The organism is Streptomyces sp. DH10, assembly GCF_029813805.1.
Lineage (GTDB): Bacteria > Actinomycetota > Actinomycetes > Streptomycetales > Streptomycetaceae > Streptomyces > Streptomyces coeruleofuscus.
The window spans coordinates 140,919-163,843 of the sequence record NZ_JARVKU010000001.1 but is presented as its reverse complement, the minus strand read 5'-3'; the positions used below and the strand labels follow the sequence as shown (position 1 = coordinate 163,843).

Sequence of the window (22,925 nt, the reverse complement as noted above, 5' to 3'; positions counted from 1 at the left end):
GCACCGACAGCCCCCGGGCGGGCGGCTCAGTAACCGCGGTACTGCTGGTTGTTGTACGGGTCCTGATAGGGAGCCTGGGCGGGCCGGGGAGCCGCGGGGCGCATCGCCTCGTAGCCCGCGGGTGCCGCCGGGCGCGGCTGCTGCGGCTGGGGGCCGGGATAGCCGCGCGGTGCGGTGGCCTGCTGCGGGATGTACGCCGCCGGCGCCTGCTGGAGCGGGGCGGGTTGCTGCGCCTGCGGATAGCCGTAGGCGGGCTGGGACGGGGCTGCCGGGAGAGCGGGCAGCGCCGACGGGAGGGCGGGCAGGTTGCCACCCGGCGTGTCGTACTGAGCGGGGACCCGGATCGGAGCGATCTGCGGGGTGCCCCGCTCGGCGACGAGCCTGTCGTAGATCGGGGTGTCCGGGAAGGAGGCGGAGTAGTAGCCGCCGCCATAGGTGGAGCGGGGGGAGGTCATGGCACATAAGTTAAGCCCACGATGTGCTGGTTGGGGAGACCGATAAGAGGGTTGTTTTCCGTGTCCGCAGTGACCGGGTATCCCCAATGCGAGCGAACTCGGCAAAAAGGGGCGCCGAACAAGGCTCCGATCCTGTAAAGGCCGAGTTCCGGGCGGGTTACCAGAGGTTGGCCACCGGGCTTCCGTCCGCGGTGCGTGGGAGTTCGACGCGGGGAGGAATAGGTTGTGCGAACGGAACTCGACGGACGGCCGGGATGTGCCCGGCGCGGTGACACGCAATGGGGGCGGACATGCAAATGCTGAAAGGTTCAAATACCGCGGTGCCCACCGCGGCGCTGCGGGTCGAATTGGGCTGGCGGGCCGGGCCGGGAGTGCCCGACGCCGACGCCTCCGCTTTGCTGCTGGTAAGCGGAAAGGTCCGTTCTGACGCGGACTTCGTCTTCTACAACCAGCCCGCGCACTCCTCCGGCGCGATCCGGCACGAGGGCAAGCGCAACGCCGACGGCCGAGTGGCCGACACGCTTTTCGTCGACCTCTCGCGCGTGGAGCCCGAGATCGAGACGATCGTCCTCGCCGCCTCTTCCGACGGCGGCGCGTTCGGGCAGGTCCCTGGCCTGTACATCGAGGTCCAGGACTCCACCCGGGGAACCCCGGTCGCCCGCTTCGACAACCCGGGCGCCACCACCGAAACCGCTTTCGTCCTCGGCGAGTTCTACCGCCGCCAGGGCGCCTGGAAATTCCGTGCCGTCGGCCAGGGCTACAGCAGCGGACTCGAAGGACTCGCCACGGACTACGGCATCACGGTGGACGAGCCGCAGCAGGCAGCCCCGGCTCCGGTCCCGGCTCCCGCACATCCCGTCGCCGCGCCCCCGGCGCACACGCCCCCGCCCGCCGCGCCCCCGGCGGCACCGCCCGAGCCCGTCCGCCTCACCAAGGTGACGCTCACCAAGGCGGCCCCCTCCGTGTCGCTCACCAAGCAGGGCGGCACCTCCGGCGCCCTGCACGTGAACCTCAACTGGCAGGTCCGCAAGCAGTTCTCGGGGTGGAGCAGCAAGTTCGGCCGCCCGGCCGCGATGCACTCCGACCTCGACCTCGACCTGTGCGCGCTGTACGAACTCACCGACGGCAGCAAGGGCGTCGTACAGGCCCTCGGCAACGCCTTCGGGGCACTGCACCAGCCCCCGTACATCCACCTCGACGGCGACGACCGCACCGGCGCCGTGTCGACCGGTGAGAACCTCACCGTCAATCTCGACCACAAGAACGACTTCCGGCGCATCCTCGTCTTCGTCACCATCTACGAAGGCGCCCGCTCGTTCGCCGACCTGAACGCCACCGTCACCCTCCAGCCGCAGCACGGCGCCCCCATCGACTTCTCCCTCGACGAGTGCACCATTCCCTCGCCCGTGTGCGCGCTCGCCCTGATCACCAACACGGGCGGCGACCTGGTCGTCCAGCGGGAGGCGCGCTACCTCGTGCCCGAGCGCGGGGTGAGCCCGCAGCGGACCGTCGACTACGCCTACGGGTGGGGCATGAACTGGACCCCCGGCCGGAAGTGACGCCTCCCGCGGCCGTCAGCCCTCGTCGGGCACGGCGTCCGGGCGGGCGTAGGTGCGGCCCTTCCAGGCCGCACCGCGTCCCTGGTAGTGCCGCACCGCCGAGTCGACCGTCATGAGGAGATAGAGGAACGCGGTGAACGGCAGCAGGGGAGCGAGCCACAGCGGCTGCCGGTAGTAGCGGAGCATCGGCACGTACGTCCCCGTCATCACGAGCCAGGCCGACCCTCCGACGACCGCGGCCGCCGCGTTCCCCGCCACCAGCCCCAGCACGACCGCCGCCGGCGGCACCAGGTACACCAGCGTCAGCCCGGCGACCGTCCCGGCCAGCAGCAGGGGGCTGTGCCGCAACTGGGCGTACGCGCTGCGCGACACCATCCGCCACAGGTCGCCCAGCCGCGGATACGGCCGGACGCTGTCCACCCGGTCGGCCAGCCCCAGCCAGACGCGGCCGCCGCTGCGCTTCACCGCCCGCGCCAGGGCCACGTCGTCGATCACGGCATGCCGGATCGCGTCCGGGATCCGCGCCCGTTCGGCGGCCTCGGTCCGCAGCAGGACGCAGCCGCCGGCCGCGGCCACCGTGCGTGTTCCCTCCTTGCCGATCCGGCGGAAGGGGTAGAGCTGCGCGAAGAAGTAGACGAAGGCGGGCACGACGAACCGTTCCCACATGCTCTCCACCCGCAGCCGGGCCATCTGCGAGACGACGTCGAAGCCACCCGCACGGGCCGCCGCCACCAGCTCCCGCAGACTGTCCGGCGCGTGCGCGATGTCGGCGTCCGTCAGCAGCAGGAACTCGGGGTCACGCGCGCGTGCCAGGCCGATGCCGTGGCGCACCGCCCACAGCTTGCCGGTCCAGCCCGCGGGCGGCTCACCCGGCGAGCCCACGGTCAGCGGCAGCCCGCCGGTCCCGCGCGCCAGTTCACGCGCCAGGTCACCGGTGCCGTCGGTACTTCCGTCGTCGACGAGGAAGACCTCAGCCCGTCCCGGATAGTCCTGCCGGAGCAGCGACGGCAGCGCGGCGGGCAGCATCGCCGCCTCGTCGCGGGCCGGGACGACGACGCACACGGACGGCCACGCGTCCGGTTCCCGGCGCGGCGGCAGCCGCACGTCCGTGCGCCAGAAGAAGCCCTGACAGAGCAGCAGCCACAGCCAGGCGAGAAGCGATCCAGCGGCAGTCCACACAACGGCGCTCACGCGCGCAGTCTGCCCCACCGGAACGGCCCGGGACCGCTCATCGTCTATCGTGATCGGGTGAAGATCGCGCTCATGGACTCCGGAATCGGTCTGCTGGCGGCCACCGCCGCCGTTCGGCGACTGCGCCCCGACGCCGATCTCGTACTCTCCCTGGACCCCGACGGCATGCCGTGGGGCCCGAGGACCCCGGAGGACCTGACCGAGCGCGCCCTGGCCGTCGCCGAGGCCGCCGCCGCGCGCCGCCCCGACGCGCTGATCGTCGGCTGCAACACCGCGACCGTGCACGCGCTCACCGCCCTGCGCGCCCGTCTGGAACCGGAGCTCCCGGTCATCGGCACCGTCCCGGCGATCAAGCCGGCCGCGGCCGGCGGTGGACACCTGGCCATCTGGGCCACCCCGGCCACCACCCGCAGCACGTACCAGCGCACCCTGATCCGGGACTTCGCCGACGGCGTCCCCGTCACCGAGGTGCCCTGCTGGGGCCTCGCCGAGGCCGTCGAACGCGCGGACGAGGCGGCGATCGACGCCGCCGTGTCCGCGGCCGCCGCGCTGACGCCCGACGACGTGACGACCGTCGTCCTGGGCTGCACCCACTACGAACTGGTCGCCGAGCGCATCCGGACCGCCGTCCAGCGCCCCGGCCGGCCGCCCCTCGTCCTGCACGGCTCCGCGGGCGCCGTGGTCGCGCAGGCCCTGCGCCGGCTCGGCGAGCAGCCCGCCCCGGGGGCCACGCCACACGGCACCCTGACCGTCCTGCTGAGCGGACGTGAGGGCACGCTCCCCGCAGCCGCCCTGGCGTACGACGAAGGACGGCTGCTGCAGGCGGTCACGCCGACCGGCTGACGGGCACAGGTCACCGAGCGTCGTCGGGTGCCGGGCCGGCTCCCGCCGCACTGTCGGCGCAGTCACGCTCCGCCATGAGGTACCAGCGGAGCGAAACCTGAGTAACCTCATATGCATGAGGGACCACCGCCACGGCGAGAACGCTCCCCACGCCCACCCCGACGTCTGGACCGGCCGGGCCACCAACCGGGTCCAGTGGCTGCTGGCGCTCATCGGCGCCGCCTGCATGGCGCTGGGCATCGAACTGGCGGTCGACTCGGCGTGGACGTCCGGCATCGTCCCCCTGGTCATGGCCGTGGTCGGCTGCATCGCCGCCGGGCTGCTGGTCCTCTTCGGAACGCTCGCCTTCGTGCATGTCGCCCTGCGGGTCGACGAGCGGAACCTGGAAGTGCGCTGCGGCCACATCGGCCTGCCCCGCCGCCGCATCCCGCTCTCCGACGTGGCGGGCGCCACGTACATCTCGCACGTCACTCCCCGCCACTGGGGTGGCTGGGGCTACCGATGGCGGCCGGAGAAGGGCACGGCGGTGGTCGTACGGCGGGGTGAGGGCGTCGTGCTGGAGCTGTGGGACGGACACACCTTCACGATCACCGTGGACGACGCGGAGGCGGCCGTACAGGTCATCAAGGCGCGGCTGGGACGGGCCAAGCCGGGCGCTGCCACGCACTGAACAGGCTTCTGATCACCACGCCGGGGTGCGTCCGGCGCCTCTGGGACGCGCGTCCGGGGCGGTGCCCGCCGGTTCGGCGACGAGCGGCCGGGCCGTGGCCATGCCCGCCAGCAGTCCCGCACCCACCGACACCGCCGTGAAGCTGAGCGCGTTGCCGATCGCGGCGATGGCCGCCAGCGCCGTCAGGGCCGCGCCGGCGGTGAGCGCCACCGGCGTCGGGCGGGGGCCGCGCCACAGCGCGTACAGCATCCAGCCGAACGCCGCCGCCAGCAGCACCACACCGACGATGCCCTGTTCGGCCGCCTGCTGAAGGGGTGCCGAGTGGGGCTTGCCGTCGGACAGCAGTGACTGTGCGGACGTCGTGCTCAGCTCTCCGAAGCGCCCCGGGCCGATCCCCAGGACGGCATCGTCGCGCAGCTGGTGCCAGGCGTCCTGCCAGAGCTGTACTCGGTGCGGCGTGAGCCGCTCCTCGACGGCGGTCATGAGCCCGCCCGGTACGGCCCGCGCCGCGACCGCCCACGTCAGGCCGGTCACGAGGACGGCGACCGTGCCCAGTACGGCGAGGCCCGCGCCGAGATGCCGGGTGCGGCCGGCGGCCAGCGAGCACAACAGCACCGCGACCGAGGCGACGCAGCCGGTGGCCGAGCCGAGCACGGCCGCCAGCACCGCCGCCCCGGCGGCCAGCAGCCACAGGGCGAACCGCACGGCCGGAAGGCGAGCGGCCCAGGCCGCGCAGCACGCGGCACCGGCCGACAGCGTCAGCACGGCAGCCGTCGCCCCGGCATGCCCGAGAGGTGTGGCGATCTGCGGGCCCGGCGCGAGGTGCGGAACGGCCACGGTCAGCCCGACGCCGGCCAGCGCCCCGGCGCAGGGCGCGCCGACCGGCAGCAGCGCCCCGCCGATCCGGCCGGCGGCGTACCCGGCCGCCACAGCCAGCACCGCGAGCAGCACACCCTCGGGCCTGCCGCCGTGCACCGCCGCCGTGATCAGGGACCAGCCGGCGCAAGCTCCCAGCACCACGACGCCCGCCGCGTCCACAGCCATTGGTCTCTCACCGTCCGCGTCCTGCCCGGACGCGGACGTCAGCCCACTGGAACCCACCCCGCCCCGCCCCCCGTACGCGTCGCCCCCGGCCTGTGAAGACCCCTGTCGCACGGGCCGCCACCGGCCGTGCGACTGAGGCTTCGGGACACCGTAGCCGCTGGTGGACGGTTTGTGGATGTGTCGTCACGAAATGAGCAGGAACGTTGCGGCAGATACACGGCGAGGCTCCGCGCGGTCGGGTCCGCGGCGCGTGACGCCGCCGCCCGGTGGACCGCGCTGTCGGTGTCAAGGTCACTCGCCTTACACTCCGGGAGTGACCGTCACCGCAACCTCCGTCGGCGAGCCGGACCAGCTGGAGCCGCGGGTCGCGCCCGAGGCGCGGGCCTGGGCCCGGTGGCTTCGGCGCCTCCTCCCGGCCGCCGCAGCCGCGCTCTCCGGCGTCCTGCTCTACGTCAGCTTCCCGCCCCGCACCCTGTGGTGGCTGGCCCTGCCGGCCTTCGCCGTCTTCGGCTGGGTGCTGCGCGGACGCGGCTGGAAGGCGGGGCTCGGCCTCGGCTACCTCTTCGGGCTCGGCTTCCTGCTGCCGCTGCTGGTGTGGACCGGAGTGGAGGTCGGTCCAGGCCCCTGGCTCGCCCTCGTGGCGATCGAGGCCGTCTTCGTCGCTCTGGTCGGCGCGGGCGTCGCCGCCGTGTCGAAGCTGCCCGTATGGCCGGTGTGGGCGGCCGCTCTGTGGATCGCCGGCGAGGCGGCACGCGCGCGCGTGCCGTTCGAAGGCTTCCCCTGGGGGAAGATCGCGTTCGGGCAGGCGGACGGTGTGTTCCTGCCGCTCGCCGCGCTGGGCGGCACCCCGGTGCTCGGCTTCGCGGTGGTCCTGTGCGGCTTCGGACTGTACGAGGTCGTCCGCCTCGCCGCGGAGACCCGGCGGACGGGCACGGTGCGACGGGCCACGGCGGCGGTGGGTCTGCTGAGCCTGGCCGTCCCGGTCGTGGCGGCCGTCGCCGCCCGCCCGCTGGTCAGCGACAAGGCCGAGGACGGCAGCGTCACCGTCGGCGTGGTCCAGGGCAATGTGCCGCGGGCGGGCCTCGACTTCAACTCCCAGCGGCGGGCCGTTCTCGACTACCACGCGCGCGAGACCGAACGCCTTGCCGCGGAGGTCAAGGCGGGCAAGGTCGCCAGGCCCGACTTCGTACTGTGGCCGGAGAACTCGTCGGACATCGACCCGTTCGCCAACCCCGACGCCCGCGCCGTGATCGACACGGCGGCCAAGGCCGTCGGCGTGCCCATCTCGGTCGGCGGCGTCGTCGAACGGGACGGCAAGCTCTACAACGAGCAGATCCTGTGGGATCCGGCGAAGGGGCCCGTCGACACCTACGACAAGCGCCAGATCCAGCCGTTCGGCGAGTATCTGCCGTTCCGCTCGCTGATCGGGGCGATCAACAGCAACTGGACCTCGATGCAGCGCCAGGACTTCAGCCGGGGCACCAAGCCCGGCGTGTTCACCATGGACGGCGCCAAGGTCGGTCTCGTCACCTGCTACGAAGCGGCCTTCGACTGGACCGTGCGCTCCGAGGTCACCGACGGCGCCCAGATGATCTCCGTGCCGAGCAACAACGCCACCTTCGACCGCAGCGAGATGACCTACCAGCAGCTCGCCATGTCCCGGGTACGCGCGGTCGAGCACAGCCGGACCGTGACCGTGCCGGTGACCAGCGGCGTCAGCGCGATCATCATGCCGGACGGCAGGATCACGCAGAAGACCGGGATGTTCGTCGCCGACTCACTGGTGCAGAAGGTGCCGCTGCGCTCCTCGCAGACGCCCGCCACGCAGCTGGGCATCCTGCCGGAGATCGCTCTCGTGCTGGTCGCGGCCGGCGGCCTGGGCTGGGCCGTGGCGGCCGGAATGGGCGGGCGACGCGCCGGTGACGTGTAGCCGTACGCCGGACGCACGCCGCCTGAAACCCGCCGGGGCACCGAAAGCCGCCCACTAGGGTCGGCGGCATGGCTACTCCCGACTTCATCCGCACTCTCCGTGCCTCGACCGGACATCAGTTGCTCTGGCTTCCCGGAGTCACCGCCCTCGTCTTCGACGACGAGGGCAGAGTGCTGCTCAACCGCCGGGCCGACACCCGCAGGTGGTCCGTGATCGGGGGCATCCCGGATCCGGGGGAGCAGCCGGCGGCCTGCGCCGTGCGGGAGGTCTACGAGGAGACGGCCGTGCGCTGTGTCGCCGAACGGGTCGTCCTCGTCCAGGCACTGGACCCCGTCACCTACGAGAACGGCGACATCTGCCAGTACATGGACATCACCATCCGCTGCCGGGCCGTCGGCGGCGAGGCGCGGGTCAACGACGACGAGTCGCTGGATGTGGCCTGGTTCGACATCGATGCCCTGCCCGCGCTGGAGGAGTTCGGGCTGTTGCGGATCAAGCAGGCCCTGTCGGACGCCCCCACATGGTTCGACCCCACTGCATCCGGCTGAACTGTAGGGCGTGACCACATGGGGCGCGGCGGGAGCGCTGCCTAGGGTCGAGGCATGACCGCGCCTCATGTCCTTCCGGCACCCCACGCCTGCCCGCTCGACCTCGGCGGCCGCACCGCGCTCGTCACCGGCGCCGCCGGCGGCATCGGCCGTGCCTGCGCGCTGCGGCTCGCGGCCGCCGGGGCGAAGGTGAGAGCGGTCGACCGGGACGCCGCGGGCCTGGAGGCGCTCGCCGGACAGGGCGGTGACCTCGCGGGCACCGTGGAACCGCACGTCCTCGACCTCACCGACCTGGACGCCGCCGAACTCGCCGCCGCGGGCACCGACGTCCTCGTCAACAACGCCGGGCTCCAGCTCGTGAGCCCCATCGAGGAGTTTCCACCCGACGTCTTCCACACGGTGCTCACCGTGATGCTGGAGGCACCTTTCCGGCTGATCCGCGGTGCCCTGCCCCACATGTACGGACAGGGATGGGGCCGCATCGTGAACGTGTCGTCCGTCCACGGGCTGCGCGCCTCGGCCTACAAGTCGGCCTATGTGGCCGCCAAACACGGGCTGGAGGGACTCTCCAAGACCACCGCCCTCGAAGGCGCACCCCACGGTGTCACCTCCAACTGTGTGAGCCCCGCCTATGTGCGCACCCCACTGGTCGAGAAGCAGCTCGCCGACCAGGCCCGGGCGCACGGCATCCCCGAGGAGCGGGTGCTGTCGGAGGTGCTGCTCCAGGACAGTGCCGTCAAGCGGCTCATCGAGCCGGAGGAGGTCGCCGAGGCCGTGGCGTACCTGTGCGGTCCGCAGGCGTCCTTCGTGACCGGAACCTCGCTCGTGCTCGACGGCGGCTGGACCGCCCACTGAGCGGCTCTGAGCGTCCGTCGGGAGTCGTCCACAGGGCTGACGGGACGGCCCGGTCATGGTGAATCCTGTGAACATGTCCAGCGATCACGTGCAGCCGGCCGAGCGCTCCGCCGGCATCGCCGAACCACCCCCGGCCGCCGCGGAGACGCCGTACCTCGAGCTCCTGGCCCGGGGCGCGTCCGCCGACGCCTACGAGCAGCCGGTGCTGCTCGCGCGCGCCGAAGGGCGCCCGGCGGAGTGGATCGCCGCGCTCCAGCGGGCCAAGCCGCTCGCCCTGCGCGTGCGTTCGGAGCTGGAGGGACGGCGCCGCCGCGAGGCCGAGCTGTCCGCCCTGTTCGAGACCGCCCACGACCTCGCCGGGCTGCGCGACCTGGACGCCGTGCTCCAGGCGATCGTGCAGCGCGCCCGGTCGCTGCTGGGCACGGACGTCGCCTACCTCAGCCTGAACGACCCGGCCAGGGGCGACACCTACATGCGGGTCACCGAGGGCTCGGTCGCGGCCCGGTTCCAGCAGCTGCGGCTCGGCATGGGGGAGGGGCTCGGCGGCCTGGTCGCACAGACCGCACGCCCCTATGTCACCGACGACTACTTCAAGGACGACCGCTTCCAGCACACCCTCACCATCGACGCCGGCGTGCGGGACGAGGGGCTCGTGGCCATCCTCGGCGTGCCGCTCACGCTCGGGCACCACGTCATCGGCGTGCTGTTCGCCGCGGACCGCCGCGCGCGGGTCTTCGAGCGGGAGCAGATCGCCCTGCTGGGCTCCTTCGCCGCCCTCGCCGCGGCCGCCATCGACACCGCCAACCTGCTCGCCGAGACCAGGTCGGCCCTCGCCGACCTGGAGCGGGCCAACGAGATCATCCAGGACCGCAGCGGCGTCATCGAGCGCGCCTCCGACGTGCACGACCGGCTCGCCGAGCTCGTCCTGCGCGGCGGCGGGGTCCACGACGTGGCCGCCGCCGTCTCCGAGGTCCTCGACGGCATGGTCGAGTTCGCCGAGGCCACCGCGGCACCGGCCGAGGCCCTGGAGGCGTCCCGCGCGGAGGGCCACGCGGTGCGGCACGAGGACGACTGGATCGCCGCCGTCGCCGCCGGCGGAGAACTGCTCGGCGCGCTCGTGCTGCGCGGCCACCCGGGGCTCGACCCCGTCGACCAGCGCACTCTGGAGCGTGCCGCCATGGTCACCTCCCTGCTGCTCCTGGCCCGCCGGTCCGCCGCCGAGGCCGAACAACGCGTCCGCGGCGAACTCCTGGACGACCTGCTCGACGCCCGCGACCGTGACCCGCGCCTGCTGCGGGAGCGCGCGGCCCGCCTCCACGCCGACCTCGACGCCGTCCACGTCGTACTGGCCGCGCGTCTGGAGGGCGACGCGCCCGACGCCGACCAGGAGGCGGACGCCCGCAGACGCCTCGCCGCCGCCGCGTCCCACCTCGCCGCGACCCGGCACGGCCTCGCCGCCGCACGCGACGGCGGCACCGTCCTGCTGCTGCCCCTCGGGCCCGGAGACACCGCCACCGAACTGGCCCGTCGCGCTGCCCGGCACCTGGGCACGGCGGTCCACGCACCGGTCACCGTCGGCGCCTCCGCACCCGAAGAGAACCTCGCCACCCGCCCTGACGCCGTGGCCACGGCCTACGCCGAGGCCCGGCGCTGCCTCGACGCCCTGCGGCTCCTCGGCCGCTCCGGGGACGGCGCCGCCGCCGAGGACTTCGGCTTCCTGGGACTGCTCCTGGCCGGTGACCGGGACATCCCCGGCTTCGTCGACCGCACCATCGGCCAGGTCGTGGCGTACGACCGACGACGCGGCACCGAGCTGCTGCGCACCCTCGACGCGTACTTCGCCTGCGGCATGAGCCCCGCCCGCACCAAGGACGAACTGCACGTCCATGTGAACACGGTCGCCCAGCGCCTGGAGCGCGTCGGCCGCCTCCTCGGCGACGACTGGCAGCACCCGGTCCGCGCCCTGGAGATACAACTCGCCCTGCGGTTGCACCGTTTGTCGGGGCGGCACTGACCCCCATGGGCGGGCCCCCGCACGCGGGGACGCACACACGGGGGCCAGTGCCGGGAGAACTCAGGGTGTCCGGACGTCCGCCGCCGGTGCCGTGGTCCGGTCCACGTCGGCGGGAGCGGCGACGTCGGCCAGATCGCGGTGGCGGGTCTCCTTGGCCGCCGCCACCGCGATGACCGTGAGGACGGCGGCGCCGATGACGTACAGGGCGATCGGCGTGGAGCTGCCGTAGTCGGACAGCAGCGCGGTGGCGATCAGCGGCGCGGGCGCACCCGCCGCGACCGAGGCGAACTGGGCGCCGATGGACGCTCCCGAGTAGCGCATCCGCGTCGCGAACATCTCGGAGAAGAAGGCGGCCTGGGGCGCGTACATCGCCCCGTGCAGCACCAATCCCACCGTGACGGCGAGGATCAGGTTGCCGAAGCCGCCGGTGTCGATCAGCGAGAAGAACGGGAACATCCACAGCCCGACGCCGACGGCACCCATCAGGTACACGGGACGGCGGCCGATCCGGTCGGAGAGCGCGCCCCACGCCGGGATGGCGGCGAAGTGCACGGCCGAGGCGATCAGTACGGCGTTGAGCGCGGTCTGCTTGGAGAGGCCGGCCGAGGTGGTGGCGTAGACGAGGATGAACGCGGTGATGACGTAGTAGCTGATGTTCTCCGCCATGCGCGCGCCCATCGCGATCAGGACGTCACGCCAGTGATGCCGCAGCACGGCGACCAGCGGCAGCTTCTCGGCGGTCGCGGCCCGGTCTGCCTTGCGGGCCTCGGCCTGCGCCAACGCCTGCTTGAAGACCGGCGATTCATCGACAGACAGACGTATCCACAAACCGACGATCACCAGCACCCCGGAGAGCAGGAACGGGATCCGCCATCCCCAGTCGCCGAACGCGGCGTCCGACAGCACGGCGGTCAGCAGGGACAGCACACCGGTGGCGAGGAGCTGCCCCGCCGGTGCGCCGGTCTGCGGCCACGAGGCCCAGAACCCACGCCGCCGCGCGTCCCCGTGCTCCGACACCAGCAGCACGGCACCGCCCCACTCGCCGCCGAGCGCGAAGCCCTGCACCAGCCGGAGCACGGTGAGCAGGACCGGCGCGGCCGTTCCGATGGTGGCGTGCGTCGGCAGCAGCCCGATCGCGAAGGTCGCCCCGCCCATCAGCAGCAGACTCAGCACCAGCAGCTTCTTGCGCCCGAGCCGGTCGCCGTAGTGCCCGAACACCAGCGCGCCGAGCGGCCGGGCGGCGAACCCGACCGCGTACGTCAGGAACGACAGCAGCGTGCCGACGAGCGGGTCGGAGTCCGGGAAGAACAGCTTGTTGAACACGAGCGCGGCGGCGGAGCCGTAGAGGAAGAAGTCGTACCACTCGATGGTGGTGCCGATGAGGCTGGCGGTGACGATGCGTTTGAGGCTGGCGGGGGGTGGGGGAGCGGTTGTTGCGGAGGTCATGCGCGCCACTTCCTCGTGTGCGGTGGGGACGGGTCGGTGTCGGAACACCGTAGGAACGCGCAGGTCAGGGGCACATGTGGTGGGACTACATAGTTCGCGGGCAGTGTGTGCGTGCCGCCCCTATGTAGGGGTTTCGTGGGCAGTTTCGAGGGCTTGCTCGGTGGCAGATCGGACAGTGTCCGTGTTGCGTCATTCGGGATGATTTAGCGATGGCGTGCTGACTCCCGTGCTGGTTTGGTGCTGACTAAAAGCGCACCTCATCACCCGTCTTCACCTCTCCCGTGCTGACTTGGTGCTGACTACGCTGCGTTGAACTCGGTCATCTGGGATCGATCGGACAGCAGCCGTCGCCTGGTCCTGCATGGAGCTGAGACCTGGGAGCACGGGGATTAGGTCTGAGGTGAGCGGAATGGTGGGCCTGTGCGTGGTGCGGCGCCCGCGAGCGAACACCGTCTGCGCGGTTGTGTGGCGCGGCAGCTCGGCTGTGCATGCCGGAGCCGGCGACAGCTCTGGTGTCGTGACCGTCAGATGCTTGCCGTGAGTGTGCTTGTGGATTGGGGACGCATTCGGCGAACTGGCCGAGAGCCTGGGAAGCCGATCGCTCGCCAAGCGGCGCCGCACCCTGGTGCACCGAGGACTACCGGCTCGACGGCGCTGTCTTCGACCCGCCGGCCTCACCCGCCCCACGCGCCGTACCGGACTCAGAGATGGCCCTGCTCGGTGGCCCGCTCGCCGATGTAGGCCTGTTCCACTTGTTCTGGAACTGGATCGGGCGATCTCAGGAAGGGATCGTACAGGCGCGTCGGGACTGGATAGAAGGGACACGGTTCGGGGAGGTGAAGGGGTACGACGGGGATCCGCTGCCCGCACCGGAACTGCCGCGGGTGCCATTGAAACCGCGGGGGAGAGTGCGATGACCTGCGAAAACGTGTCAGCGTTGGTGGCGGCCGGGTGGAAGGCTGTCGCGTGATTCTCGCTACCTTCCACCTGCCGCAAGACTTCGGAACGGCCGGCTGGCTCTGGCCGGTGCGGTTGGCGATTCCACAGTGTGGCTGTCTGTGGGCGGCTGTGGCAGGACTCTTACTGACGTAATACTGACTTTGCTGACGCCTCGTCAGGTTGGGGTGAGAGGTCCTTTTCCCAGCTTCAGCGCTTGCGGAGGCGTTTTGCAGGTTCGGTGGTGTCCGCACCAATGCTGACCTGGCTGGTGGCTGAGTCAGGCGTTACGGAAGGGCGGCGTCGCTCAGGCTGCCGTCTTGTGGAGATTCCACACACTTCTGGTGGCACGCGGTCGGTCGGCAGCCCCGCTCGCGTCTGGTCCGAGAAGCGCTGCGCCGGAGAGTGACGAGCGGGTTCTTCGTCTGCTGGTGGGCAGCGCGGCTGGTCATATCTCATGGCCGTCGCCCCGAACGGAACCGCACGGCTGGCAGCGGCCGAGCCGTTTCGACCGATCAGTCGGGTGTCTCGGCCGAGTCGGCCGGCTCGGAATCGTCGGCCGGCGTGGACCGCTCGATGTCGTCGTTGGCCGCGGACCAACTGGCCAGCAGATTCAGGGCGTCCTGCGAGGGTGAGGCGGGCTCAGCGGTGTAGGTGAGGAGGACCTGGCTGGGGTCGCCGCCCACCGGGAAGGTCTCGAAAGGCAGGTCGAGGTCGCCGACGACCGGGTGGTGCAGAAGCTTCACGCCGGTGGTATGCATCCGGACGTTGTGGGCGGCCCACCGGTGACGGAACTCCTCGCTGCGGGTGGACAGTTCGCCGATCAGGTCGGTCAGCCGCCGGTCGTAGAGATCGCGGCCGGCCTCGGCGCGCAGCATGGCGACACAGTCGCCTGCGACCTGGTCCCAGTCGCGGAAGAACTCGGTCGCTTGCGGGTCGAGGAAGACGAACCTGGCGTTGTTGGGCGGGCGCTTAGGGTCGGCGTAGACCGGGGAGTACAGGGTGCGCCCGAGGTCGTTGGTGGCCAGGATGTCCCCCCGCCCGCTGAGGACGAACGCGGGTGTGCCGCTCATCGAGTCGAGGACGCGCTGCACTGCGGGCCGCACGCGCTGCTGGGCGGGACGGCGGCGTGGCGGGCGGGTCGTGCCGGCGCCGCGCAGGAGGTGGAGCAGGTGGATGCGTTCGGCTTCGTCGAGCTGCAGCGCTTGCGCGATGCCTTCGATGACGCTCTCTGAGACGCCGGTGGCGTTGCCGCGCTCCAGCCGGGTGTAGTACTCGCTGGAGATGCCCGCGAGCAGGGCGACCTCCTCGCGGCGCAGTCCGGTGACGCGTCGGCGCTCTCCGCCGTAGGTCGGCAGTCCGGCCTGTTCGGGGGTGACCTTGGCCCGTCGCGTGCCGAGGAATTCCCGGATCTCTGCGCGGAAATCATCACGGATGTCGCGGTTGGTGCCGTAGGGGTCTTTTCTTCCTGCCATGGGCTCCACTCTACGAGCGCTTCCGCGGCGTTGGGGGTCCCTGTCAGTGACCCCCTCATCAGGGACTCCCACGCTCCCGTGACAACCGGTTCTGTTGGTGGTGCCCCGCCCCACGGCGGTGTGAATGGCCCGGATATGGCGGCGCTTGTTCCGTCGCTTTCCAGCCCCTTCGCGGCGCCGTCGGCGCTGTGATCAACGGAGTCAGAGGGACGATCATGCGTCGATACACCAAGCCGGCCGCCGTAGTCACGGCGCTGGGAGCGCTCAGCCTCGCGGCCTTCGGATCGGGAGCGGCGGCCGATACGGCCGACCGCACCACCGGTTCCGGGTCGCCGTCTCGAGTCACGGCGGAATCAGTCTCCTGGAACCACGGGACCGCTCAGATGAACAAGCGCATCATGGAGCGCTACACCAGTGAGTACTTGCCCGGTCGCGATCCCGCTCTGGCGAGCAAGTTCGTCAGCCCGGACATCGTCGTGCACTCCGGCGGCCAGACGTGGCAGGGCCGGGACACCTACCTCGGCATCGTCGCCGCGAACCTGAAGGCTTTCCCCGACCTCAAGTGGACGGTGCAGGACATGCGGGCCGAGGGCGACACCGTGGCCATCCGCTACACCATGACGGGCACCCACGAAGGACCTTTCGCCGGGGTCGAGGCCACGGGCAAGGCGATCCGCTCGGAGAGCATGGCCTTCTACCGCCTGTCCCACGGCAAGATCGTCGAGGAGCGCGCCCAGCTCGACATGCTCGGCATCCTCCGGCAGATGGGCGCCATCCCCGCCGCATAGCAGCGGAACTCTGTACCGCACCCGCATTCACCCCCCACGCCGACGCGATGACCGGCGCTCGCCGCGCCCACGGCACGCACAGGCCCGCCCCGGCCCTGTGCCGCACATGCAGAGAACCGACGAAGAGAACCAAGGAAACAGACACCCCCATGGCATCGAAACTGACTGGCACTGTTGCTCTCGTCACCGGCGCGAGCAGCGGGATCGGCGAGGCCACCGCCCGCCAACTCGCCGAGCATGGTGCGTCCGTGGCCCTGGTGGCTCGCCGCAAGGACCGTCTGGACGGACTCGCCGCCGAGATCGGGAAGGCCGGTGGCACCGCGCTGGTGGTGGAGGCCGACATCACCGACCGCGCCCAGGCGGAGGCTGCCGTCGAGCGGACCGTCGAGCACCTCGGTCGGCTGGACATCCTGGTCAACAACGCCGGCCTGATGCTGCTGGGCCCCGTCGTCGGCGCGGACGCCGAGGAGTGGGAGCGCATGATCGCCGTGAACGTGCAGGGTCTGCTCTACACCACCCGCGCCGCCCTCCCGCACCTGCTCAAGGCCGCCGAGGACGGGACGCGCCGGGTCGCCGACATCGTCAACATCAGCTCCATCGCGGGCCGCGTGGCCTGGAACGGTTACGGCGTCTACAACCTCACCAAGTTCGGTGTGAACGGCTTCACCGAGTCCCTGCGCCAGGAAGTCACCCAACGGCACCTGCGCGTCGGTGTCCTGGAGCCGGGCGGTGTGAACACCGAACTGGACTCGCACAACAAGCCCGAGATCCACGGCGAGATGATCCAGCCCTTCCTCGACACGACCGAGATCCTCGCCCCCGAGGACATAGCCGACGGCATCGCCTACATGGTCACCCGGCCCCGCCACGCCTCCATCGCCGAACTGTGGATCATGCCCACCGAACAAGCCTGACGGCCGTCCGGCCCGGCCGACCCATCCCCGCTTGGTCGGCCGCCGGGACGGCACGACCCATCACCACCGCACACACCAGATGCCGGATGCACGGCGCCTGAAAGGAACCCGCATGAGCAAGGTCATTCTCGTCACCGGCGCCGGACGCGGTCTGGTCACGGACATCGCCCGCGAGGCCCTCGCCGCCGGCCACCAGGTCGTCGCCACCGGCCGTCGCCCCGAGGAGGTCGAGAAGGTCCTCGGCGGGCCGCAGGACAGTCTGCTGGTCACCAGGCTCGACGTCACCAGCCTGGAGGACGCCGAGACCGCCGCGCAGGCCGCCTGGGGAGCCAATGAACTTGCCGAACCGGCCCGCCGACCGCAGTGGCTGCGCCTGCTGGACCGGTTTCGCAGCTGGCTGATCGGCATCCTGCTCGTCGCAGCCGTCGTCGCGGGGATCATCGGCGACGTCGAGGACGCCATCGTCATCACCCTCGTCCTTCTCATCAACGCCACCATCGGCTACCTGCAAGAACGCCGCGCCGAGCGCAGCCTGGCAGCGCTGCGTCAGATGCTGGTCCCCACCGCCCGGTACGCCGCGACGGCCAGCTCCGTATGGTTCCGGCGCGCCACCTCGTGCCCGGCGACGTGGTCCTGCTGGAAGCCGGCGACCGTGTCCCGGCCGACGGACGCCTGGTGGTCACCGAAACCGTCGAAGCCGCCGAGGCCGCTCTGACAGGTGAGTCCCACTCCGGGGCCAAGACCACCGCTCCCGCCGTCGACGGACTCCGGGCATTCTGATCCTCCGGGCGGTGCCGGTGTACAGGTGCGCTGGACGCCGACGGTGTGCGTGCCCTTCTTCACGTCCCCGGTCTCGTCGACCACCAGCACTGGGCCCTCGTCGTGCCGTCGGCGTCGGCGCTCTCCGGCTCGGTCCGTCCCCGAGGTCCGTCGCCCGCCCGCTGCGGCCGGTTGAGCGCCGTGTCCCGCGGCGGGATGCTGGAGACAGCACCCGTGACGGGTGACGCAGCGCTGTGCCTGGGCGCTGAGGAACGAGGTCGGGATACTCCATGGACAACGAGCCCGACACGACCACAGGAGCAAGGGGACCAGCCGCACCCGACGACTTCGCGGTCGTCATCGACGCCCGCGGAGCCGTCACGATGTGGAGCGCCGGAGCTGGGCGACTGCTCGGCTACGAGCGCGAGGAAGTGGTGGGTCGGCAGGTCGCCGGCCTGCTCGCCGCGAGGCTGCCCTTCGCGATGCGGCGCCACCTTGCCGCCAGGGAACCGTGGACGAGCGACGTGGTGCTGCGGAACCGGCACGGAGACCGTGTCACCGTGCAGATCCGGGGCACCCCGCTGGCGGACGTGTACGGCGCCACTCACTGGATCGTCACCCCGGCGACGGTGACGTACGCCTCCGGACCGACGGATGCGGGGATGGCGGCGCTGTGGGACCTCACGCTCGCGCAGCTCCCGTTGCCCGTGGCCGTCTACGACAGCGAGGCGCGGTTCGTCACCTGCAATCAGGTGATGAGTCGTGCCATGGGGCTGACACCGGAGGAGATGAGAGGCCTTACGTTGTGGGAGATCTATCCCACCCCGCCCATGGACGAGATCGACCGCCTTCAGCACCAGGTCGTGCACACCGGTGAGGGGATCTCCCGCGAGGGGCAGCCGTTCCGGGCCTTGGGTGAGGTCCGCGACCATGCGTGGCATCTGTTCCTCTCCCCACTCAAGGACCGGGCGGGCGCGGTGCTGGGGATGTCGGCGCTGGTGATCGACATCACCGAGCAGTACTGGGCTCGGCGTCGCCTCGCCGTGCTGAACGACGCCAGCGCGCGCATCGGCAGCACGCTCGATGTGACCCGGACAGCCCAGGAACTGGCCGAGGTCGCGGTAGCCGGGTTCGCCGACTTCGCCACCGTCGACCTGTTGGAGTCGGTCGTCCAGGGACACGAGCCGCGAACGGTACCCCCCGGCACGCCGGTCGTCTGCCGCCGTACCGCACAGCGGTCGGTGCTCCCGGGAGACCCGGAATCCGTCGTTCCCACAGGTGGCACCGACGTCTACCCGCCCGGCTCCCCACCGGCCCAGGCGCTGATCACCCGCCGGGGCAGCCACTACAGTGCGGGCGATCCACTGCTGCGTGCATGGTCGACGGCTTCCCCGGCCCGTGCCGAGAGCATGAGGCGATTCAAGATCCATTCGGTGATGATGGTGCCGCTGAGCGCGCGGGGCGTCACCCTGGGCGTGATGCAGCTCCTGAGGCACCGTACTGCGGATCCCTTCGTCCAGGACGACCTGACGCTCGCCGAGGAGATCGCCGCCAGGGCGGCGGTGAGCATCGACAACGCCCGCCGCTACACCCGCGAGCACCGGACCGCGCTCACCCTCCAGCGCAGTCTGCTGCCCGAGCGGCTGACGGGAGCGGTGGCGGTGGACCTCGCCCACCGGTACCTCCCCGCCGGTTCGGGGGACGAGATCGGCGGAGACTGGTTCGACGTGATCGGCCTGTCCGGGGGACGGGTCGCGCTGGTGGTCGGCGACGTCGTGGGCCACGGCGTGCACGCCTCGGCCACGATGGGCCGCCTGCGCACCGCGGTACGCACGCTCGCCGACGCCGACTTCGCGCCCGACGAGCTGCTTACCCGGCTGGACGACCTGGTCATCCGCCTCGACCGGGAGGAAGGCCCGGATACTCGAGGGCAGGCGGAGGAGGCCTCGGGGGAGGTAGGTGCCACCTGCCTCTACGCCGTCTACGACCCCGTCACCGGCCGCTGCGACCTGGCACGGGCCGGGCACCCGCCGCCCGTGCTGGTGACCTCCGACGGCACCGTCCAAGTACTGGACCTGCCCGCCGGGCCACCGCTCGGCCTGGGCGGACTGCCCTTCGAGGCCGCCCGGGTCGATGTGGGCGAGGGCAGCCTGCTCGCCCTCTACACCGACGGCCTGATCGAGGCCCCCGACCGCGACATCGACGTCGGACTCGACCTGCTGTGTGAAGCGTTGCGCCGCCCGGCCGCCGGCCTGGAGGAAACCTGCGACGAAGTGCTGCGCAAGGTACTGCCCGACCCCCCTGCCGACGACATCGTCCTGCTCCTGGCCCGCACCTCCACTCTCGGCGCGGACCAGGTACACACCTGGCAGCTGCCCATGGATCCCGCGGCCGTCGCCGGGGCCCGCAAGGTGGCGGCCGAGCAGCTGGACACCTGGGGGCTGGGCGAGCTCGAGTTCGCCACCGAGTTGATCGTCAGCGAGCTGGTCACCAACGCCATCCGATACGGCAGCAGCCCCGTCGAGCTGCGGCTCATCCGCGCCGGCGCACTCATCTGCGAAGTCTCCGACGGCAGCAGCACCGCCCCCCACCTGCGGCAGGCCCGCACCTACGACGAGGGCGGACGCGGCCTGCTGCTCGTCGCCCAGGTCGCCGAGCGCTGGGGCAGTCGTCAGACCTCCGCCGGCAAGACGATCTGGGCGGAACAGCCACTGCCGGAAGAGCGTGTGCGCGAGCGCGACAGCCGGCTCGGTGCGAACGGCTGACGCGCACCGGCGCTGCTCACCGATCACTCCGGACGGTCACAGCGGTCGCGGGCTTGTTGTGCTTGAGCTTGGTGGGACACCGCAGTTCTGGGTGCCAAGGTGCGTGCGGCCACCATGAGGGCGCCGCCCGAGTCTCCGCGAGAGCCTCAATCGAGCCCGCGAGCATGAAGATGTGGGTCGTCCACCGCCGCCCCGCGTGAGCCCTGTCTCACCTGGGCAGCGCCACTTGGCTATGCAACGAGTTGCATAAGAGGATCGAGGTATGGCGCTCGAGCACGCGATCCTCGTCTCCCTGCTGGAGAAGCCGGGCTCCGGTTATGAGCTGGCCCGGCGGTTCGAGCGGTCCATCGGATACTTCTGGACCGCCACGCACCAGCAGATCTACCGCGTTCTCAAGCGCATGGAGAGCGAGGGCCTGCTCGCCGTCCGTGAGCTGTCGCAGCAGAGCCGACCGGACAAGAAGGAGTACTCCGTCGTAGGCCCCGGCCGCGCCGCCCTCTCTCAGTGGCTGCACGAATCGATCCAACCCGAGAGCATGCGGCACGAACTCGCCGTGAAGATCCGCGGCGCGGCCTTCGACGACCCGTCCGTGCTGATCCGTGAGGTCGAGCGGCACCGCCAGGTGCACATCGACCGGCTCGCGCACTATCTGGCCGGGGAGCTGCGCGACTTCACCGGCCCGGCGGCTCCCACCTCGCTCGACGCCGGTCAGGAGCTACAGCATGTCGTGCTGCGTGGCGGCATCGCGTACGAGCGGATGACGATCGCCTGGCTCGACGACGTACTCGCCACCCTCCGCCGGCTCGGCACGTCACACCCGCAAGCCTGACCTGCCGGCCACCGCAGCCCGCGCCCCGCGACCTTCAGACCCGCACCCTCCACCCTCAACCACCGGAAGGCGGACCTCCATGGCCGACCCCCTCCTCTTCAACCCCCGTACCTACGACCCGGCGCAGTTCGACCCCGAGACCCGCAGGTTGCTGCGTGCCACCGTCGACTGGTTCGAGGACCGCGGCAAGCGCAGGCTCATAGAGGACTACCGTTCCCGCGCCTGGCTGGCCGACTTCCTCGCGTTCGCGGCCAAGGAGGGGCTGTTCGCCACCTTCCTCACCCCGGCGTCCGCCGCAGGGCGCGAGGACCAGCGCTGGGACACGGCCCGGATCGCCGCCCTCAACGAGATCTTCGGGTTCTACGGTCTCGACTACTGGTACGCGTGGCAGGTGACCATCCTCGGCCTCGGACCGGTCTGGCAGAGCGACAACACCGCGGCGCGTACCCGCGCGGCGGAACTCCTCGCCCAGGGCGAGGTGTTCGCCTTCGGTCTCTCCGAGAAGACCCATGGCGCCGACATCTACTCCACCGACATGCTGCTGACGCCGGACGGCGACGGTGGCTTCAGGGCGACGGGTTCCAAGTACTACATCGGCAACGGCAATGCCGCCGGGCTCGTCTCGGTCTTCGGCCGACGCGCCGACATCGAGGGCCCGGACGGCTACGTCTTCTTCGCCGCCGACAGCCGCCACCCGGCCTATCACCTCGTCAAGAACGTCGTGGACTCCTCGAAGTACGTCAGCGAGTTCCGCCTGGAGGACTACCCGGTGGGCCCGGACGACGTCCTGCACACGGGCCGCGCCGCCTTCGACGCCGCCCTCAACACCGTCAACGTCGGCAAGTTCAACCTCTGCACCGCCTCGATCGGCATCTGCGAGCACGCGATGTACGAGGCGGTGACCCACGCGCAGCACCGCATCCTGTACGGCCGCCCCGTCACCGCCTTCCCGCACGTGCGCCGCGAGCTGGCCGACGCGTACGTCCGCCTGGTCGGCATGAAGCTGTTCAGCGGCCGCGCCGTCGACTACTTCCGCTCCGCCTCGCCGGACGACCGCCGTTACCTGCTCTTCAACCCGATGACGAAGATGAAGGTGACCACGGAGGGCGAGAAGGTCATCGACCTGATGTGGGACGTGATCGCCGCCAAGGGCTTCGAGAAGGACACCTATTTCGCCCAGGCCGCAGTCGAGATCCGGGGGCTGCCCAAGCTCGAAGGCACGGTTCACGTCAACCTCGCGCTGATCCTCAAGTTCATGCGCAACCACCTACTGCACCCGGCCGAGTTCGCGGCCGTGCCGACCCGTCTCGACGCGGCCGACGACACGTTCCTCTTCGCGCAGGGACCGGCCCGTGGCCTCGGCTCCGTCCGCTTCCACGACTGGCGCCCCGCCTACGACGCATACGCCGGCGTGCCGAACGTCGCCCGCTTCCGGGAGCAGGCCGACGCCCTGTGCGAGTTCGTCGCCACCGCGGCCCCCGACGAGGAGCAGAGCCGCGACCTCGATCTTCTTCTCGCCGTCGGCCAGCTGTTCGCGCTGGTGGTGCACGGCCAGCTGATCCTGGAGCAGGCCCGCCTCACGGACCTGGACGAGGATGTGCTCGACGAGCTGTTCTCCGTCCTCGTCCGCGACTTCTCGGCCTTCGCCGTCGAACTGCACGGCAAGGACTCCGCCACGGTGGATCAGCAGCGCTGGGCGCTCGGTGCCGTCCGGCGTCCCGTCGTCGACGAAGCGCGTTCGGGACGGGTCTGGGAGCGCGTGGAGGCACTGGCCGGGGCGTACGAGATGGCGCCGTGACAGTCCGCCCAGGGGGCTCGTCGACATGTGACGGTCAGGGCCCCAGGGAGCGGTAACGCTCGCACCGTGGCCCTCCGCGCGACCTGCCGCGCGGAGGGCCACACGT

At 71.2% G+C, this 22,925-nt stretch carries 18 protein-coding genes and 3 pseudogenes; 15 read left to right on the top strand and 6 right to left on the bottom strand.

Going from position 1 to position 22,925, the window contains the following annotated elements; all coding sequences use genetic code 11:
* Positions 1–26: 26 nt before the first annotated feature.
* Complete coding sequence (locus QC385_RS00695; RefSeq protein ID WP_086854233.1) at positions 27–455, bottom strand: DUF6643 family protein; 429 nt, start codon at positions 453–455, stop codon at positions 27–29.
* Positions 456–751: 296 nt separating this feature from the next.
* Here QC385_RS00695 and QC385_RS00690 point away from each other — a divergent pair, with 296 nt between their 5' ends.
* Positions 752–2,014 carry a TerD family protein gene (locus QC385_RS00690; protein ID WP_279539257.1) on the top strand — a complete coding sequence of 421 codons (1,263 nt, stop codon included), beginning with the start codon at positions 752–754 and terminating at the stop codon, positions 2,012–2,014.
* Positions 2,015–2,029: 15 nt separating this feature from the next.
* On the opposite strand, the gene QC385_RS00685 is transcribed toward QC385_RS00690, so the two are convergent.
* Entirely contained in the window at positions 2,030–3,223 is a 1,194-nt protein-coding gene (locus QC385_RS00685; RefSeq protein WP_279539256.1) for a glycosyltransferase, read from the bottom strand.
* 39 nt (positions 3,224–3,262) lie between these two features.
* Between QC385_RS00685 and QC385_RS00680 the strand changes: the two genes are divergently transcribed.
* Complete coding sequence (locus QC385_RS00680) at positions 3,263–4,048, top strand: glutamate racemase (protein WP_279539255.1); 786 nt, start codon at positions 3,263–3,265, stop codon at positions 4,046–4,048.
* Between the two features lie 115 nt (positions 4,049–4,163).
* Entirely contained in the window at positions 4,164–4,718 is a 555-nt protein-coding gene (locus QC385_RS00675) for a hypothetical protein (protein ID WP_279539254.1), read from the top strand.
* A 12-nt stretch (positions 4,719–4,730) separates the two neighbouring features.
* Here QC385_RS00675 and QC385_RS00670 read toward each other — a convergent pair whose 3' ends face one another.
* The gene (locus tag QC385_RS00670) at positions 4,731–5,762 is read right to left on the bottom strand and encodes an O-antigen ligase family protein (RefSeq protein ID WP_279539253.1); all 1,032 of its coding nucleotides are present in this window, start codon (positions 5,760–5,762) and stop codon (positions 4,731–4,733) included.
* A 313-nt stretch (positions 5,763–6,075) separates the two neighbouring features.
* Between QC385_RS00670 and lnt the strand changes: the two genes are divergently transcribed.
* From lnt to QC385_RS00650, 4 genes are all read left to right on the top strand, one after another.
* Positions 6,076–7,692 (top strand): apolipoprotein N-acyltransferase, encoded by a 1,617-nt coding sequence (gene lnt, locus QC385_RS00665; protein ID WP_279539252.1) that lies wholly within the window; start codon positions 6,076–6,078, stop codon positions 7,690–7,692.
* Positions 7,693–7,760: 68 nt separating this feature from the next.
* On the top strand, positions 7,761–8,240 hold the full coding sequence (locus QC385_RS00660; RefSeq protein WP_279539251.1) for an NUDIX hydrolase: 480 nt from the start codon (positions 7,761–7,763) through the stop codon (positions 8,238–8,240).
* Between the two features lie 54 nt (positions 8,241–8,294).
* Complete coding sequence (locus QC385_RS00655) at positions 8,295–9,095, top strand: 3-hydroxybutyrate dehydrogenase (RefSeq protein ID WP_279539250.1); 801 nt, start codon at positions 8,295–8,297, stop codon at positions 9,093–9,095.
* A gap of 73 nt (positions 9,096–9,168) precedes the next feature.
* On the top strand, positions 9,169–11,109 hold the full coding sequence (locus QC385_RS00650; RefSeq protein ID WP_279539249.1) for a helix-turn-helix domain-containing protein: 1,941 nt from the start codon (positions 9,169–9,171) through the stop codon (positions 11,107–11,109).
* A 60-nt stretch (positions 11,110–11,169) separates the two neighbouring features.
* Here the strand turns inward: QC385_RS00650 and QC385_RS00645 are convergent, their stop codons facing one another.
* Positions 11,170–12,555 (bottom strand): MFS transporter, encoded by a 1,386-nt coding sequence (locus QC385_RS00645; RefSeq protein ID WP_279539248.1) that lies wholly within the window; start codon positions 12,553–12,555, stop codon positions 11,170–11,172.
* Positions 12,556–13,241: 686 nt separating this feature from the next.
* Between QC385_RS00645 and QC385_RS00640 the strand changes: the two are divergent.
* A pseudogene (locus QC385_RS00640) lies at positions 13,242–13,472 on the top strand (pirin family protein); the annotation flags it as partial.
* A 534-nt stretch (positions 13,473–14,006) separates the two neighbouring features.
* On the opposite strand, the gene QC385_RS00635 reads toward QC385_RS00640, so the two are convergent.
* The gene (locus QC385_RS00635) at positions 14,007–14,966 is read right to left on the bottom strand and encodes a helix-turn-helix domain-containing protein (RefSeq protein ID WP_279539247.1); all 960 of its coding nucleotides are present in this window, start codon (positions 14,964–14,966) and stop codon (positions 14,007–14,009) included.
* 383 nt (positions 14,967–15,349) lie between these two features.
* On the opposite strand from QC385_RS00635, the gene QC385_RS00630 reads away from it, so the two are divergent.
* The 4 genes and pseudogenes from QC385_RS00630 to QC385_RS00615 all read left to right on the top strand — a co-directional run bounded on the left by QC385_RS00630 (position 15,350) and on the right by QC385_RS00615 (position 17,448).
* Positions 15,350–15,754 (top strand): ester cyclase, encoded by a 405-nt coding sequence (locus QC385_RS00630; protein WP_279539246.1) that lies wholly within the window; start codon positions 15,350–15,352, stop codon positions 15,752–15,754.
* A 149-nt stretch (positions 15,755–15,903) separates the two neighbouring features.
* A complete protein-coding gene (locus tag QC385_RS00625; protein WP_279539245.1) occupies positions 15,904–16,668 on the top strand; it encodes an SDR family NAD(P)-dependent oxidoreductase in 765 nt (254 codons plus the stop codon).
* Between the two features lie 79 nt (positions 16,669–16,747).
* A pseudogene (locus QC385_RS00620) lies at positions 16,748–17,044 on the top strand (SDR family NAD(P)-dependent oxidoreductase); the annotation flags it as partial.
* A 218-nt stretch (positions 17,045–17,262) separates the two neighbouring features.
* On the top strand, positions 17,263–17,448 hold the full coding sequence (locus QC385_RS00615; protein ID WP_279539244.1) for a P-type ATPase: 186 nt from the start codon (positions 17,263–17,265) through the stop codon (positions 17,446–17,448).
* Here QC385_RS00615 and QC385_RS44165 read toward each other — a convergent pair.
* Positions 17,447–17,553, bottom strand: a pseudogene (locus QC385_RS44165) (transposase); the annotation flags it as partial. The gene QC385_RS00615 and the pseudogene QC385_RS44165 overlap by 2 nt on opposite strands.
* Positions 17,554–17,717: 164 nt before the next feature.
* Here QC385_RS44165 and QC385_RS00610 point away from each other — a divergent pair.
* From QC385_RS00610 to QC385_RS00600, 3 genes are all read left to right on the top strand, one after another.
* Positions 17,718–20,192, top strand: coding sequence for a SpoIIE family protein phosphatase (locus QC385_RS00610; RefSeq protein ID WP_279539243.1), 2,475 nt, complete (start codon positions 17,718–17,720; stop codon positions 20,190–20,192).
* Between the two features lie 262 nt (positions 20,193–20,454).
* Complete coding sequence (locus QC385_RS00605) at positions 20,455–21,021, top strand: PadR family transcriptional regulator (protein ID WP_279539242.1); 567 nt, start codon at positions 20,455–20,457, stop codon at positions 21,019–21,021.
* Positions 21,022–21,100: 79 nt separating this feature from the next.
* Positions 21,101–22,819 carry an acyl-CoA dehydrogenase family protein gene (locus QC385_RS00600; protein WP_279539241.1) on the top strand — a complete coding sequence of 573 codons (1,719 nt, stop codon included), beginning with the start codon at positions 21,101–21,103 and terminating at the stop codon, positions 22,817–22,819.
* Positions 22,820–22,925 lie beyond the last annotated feature (106 nt).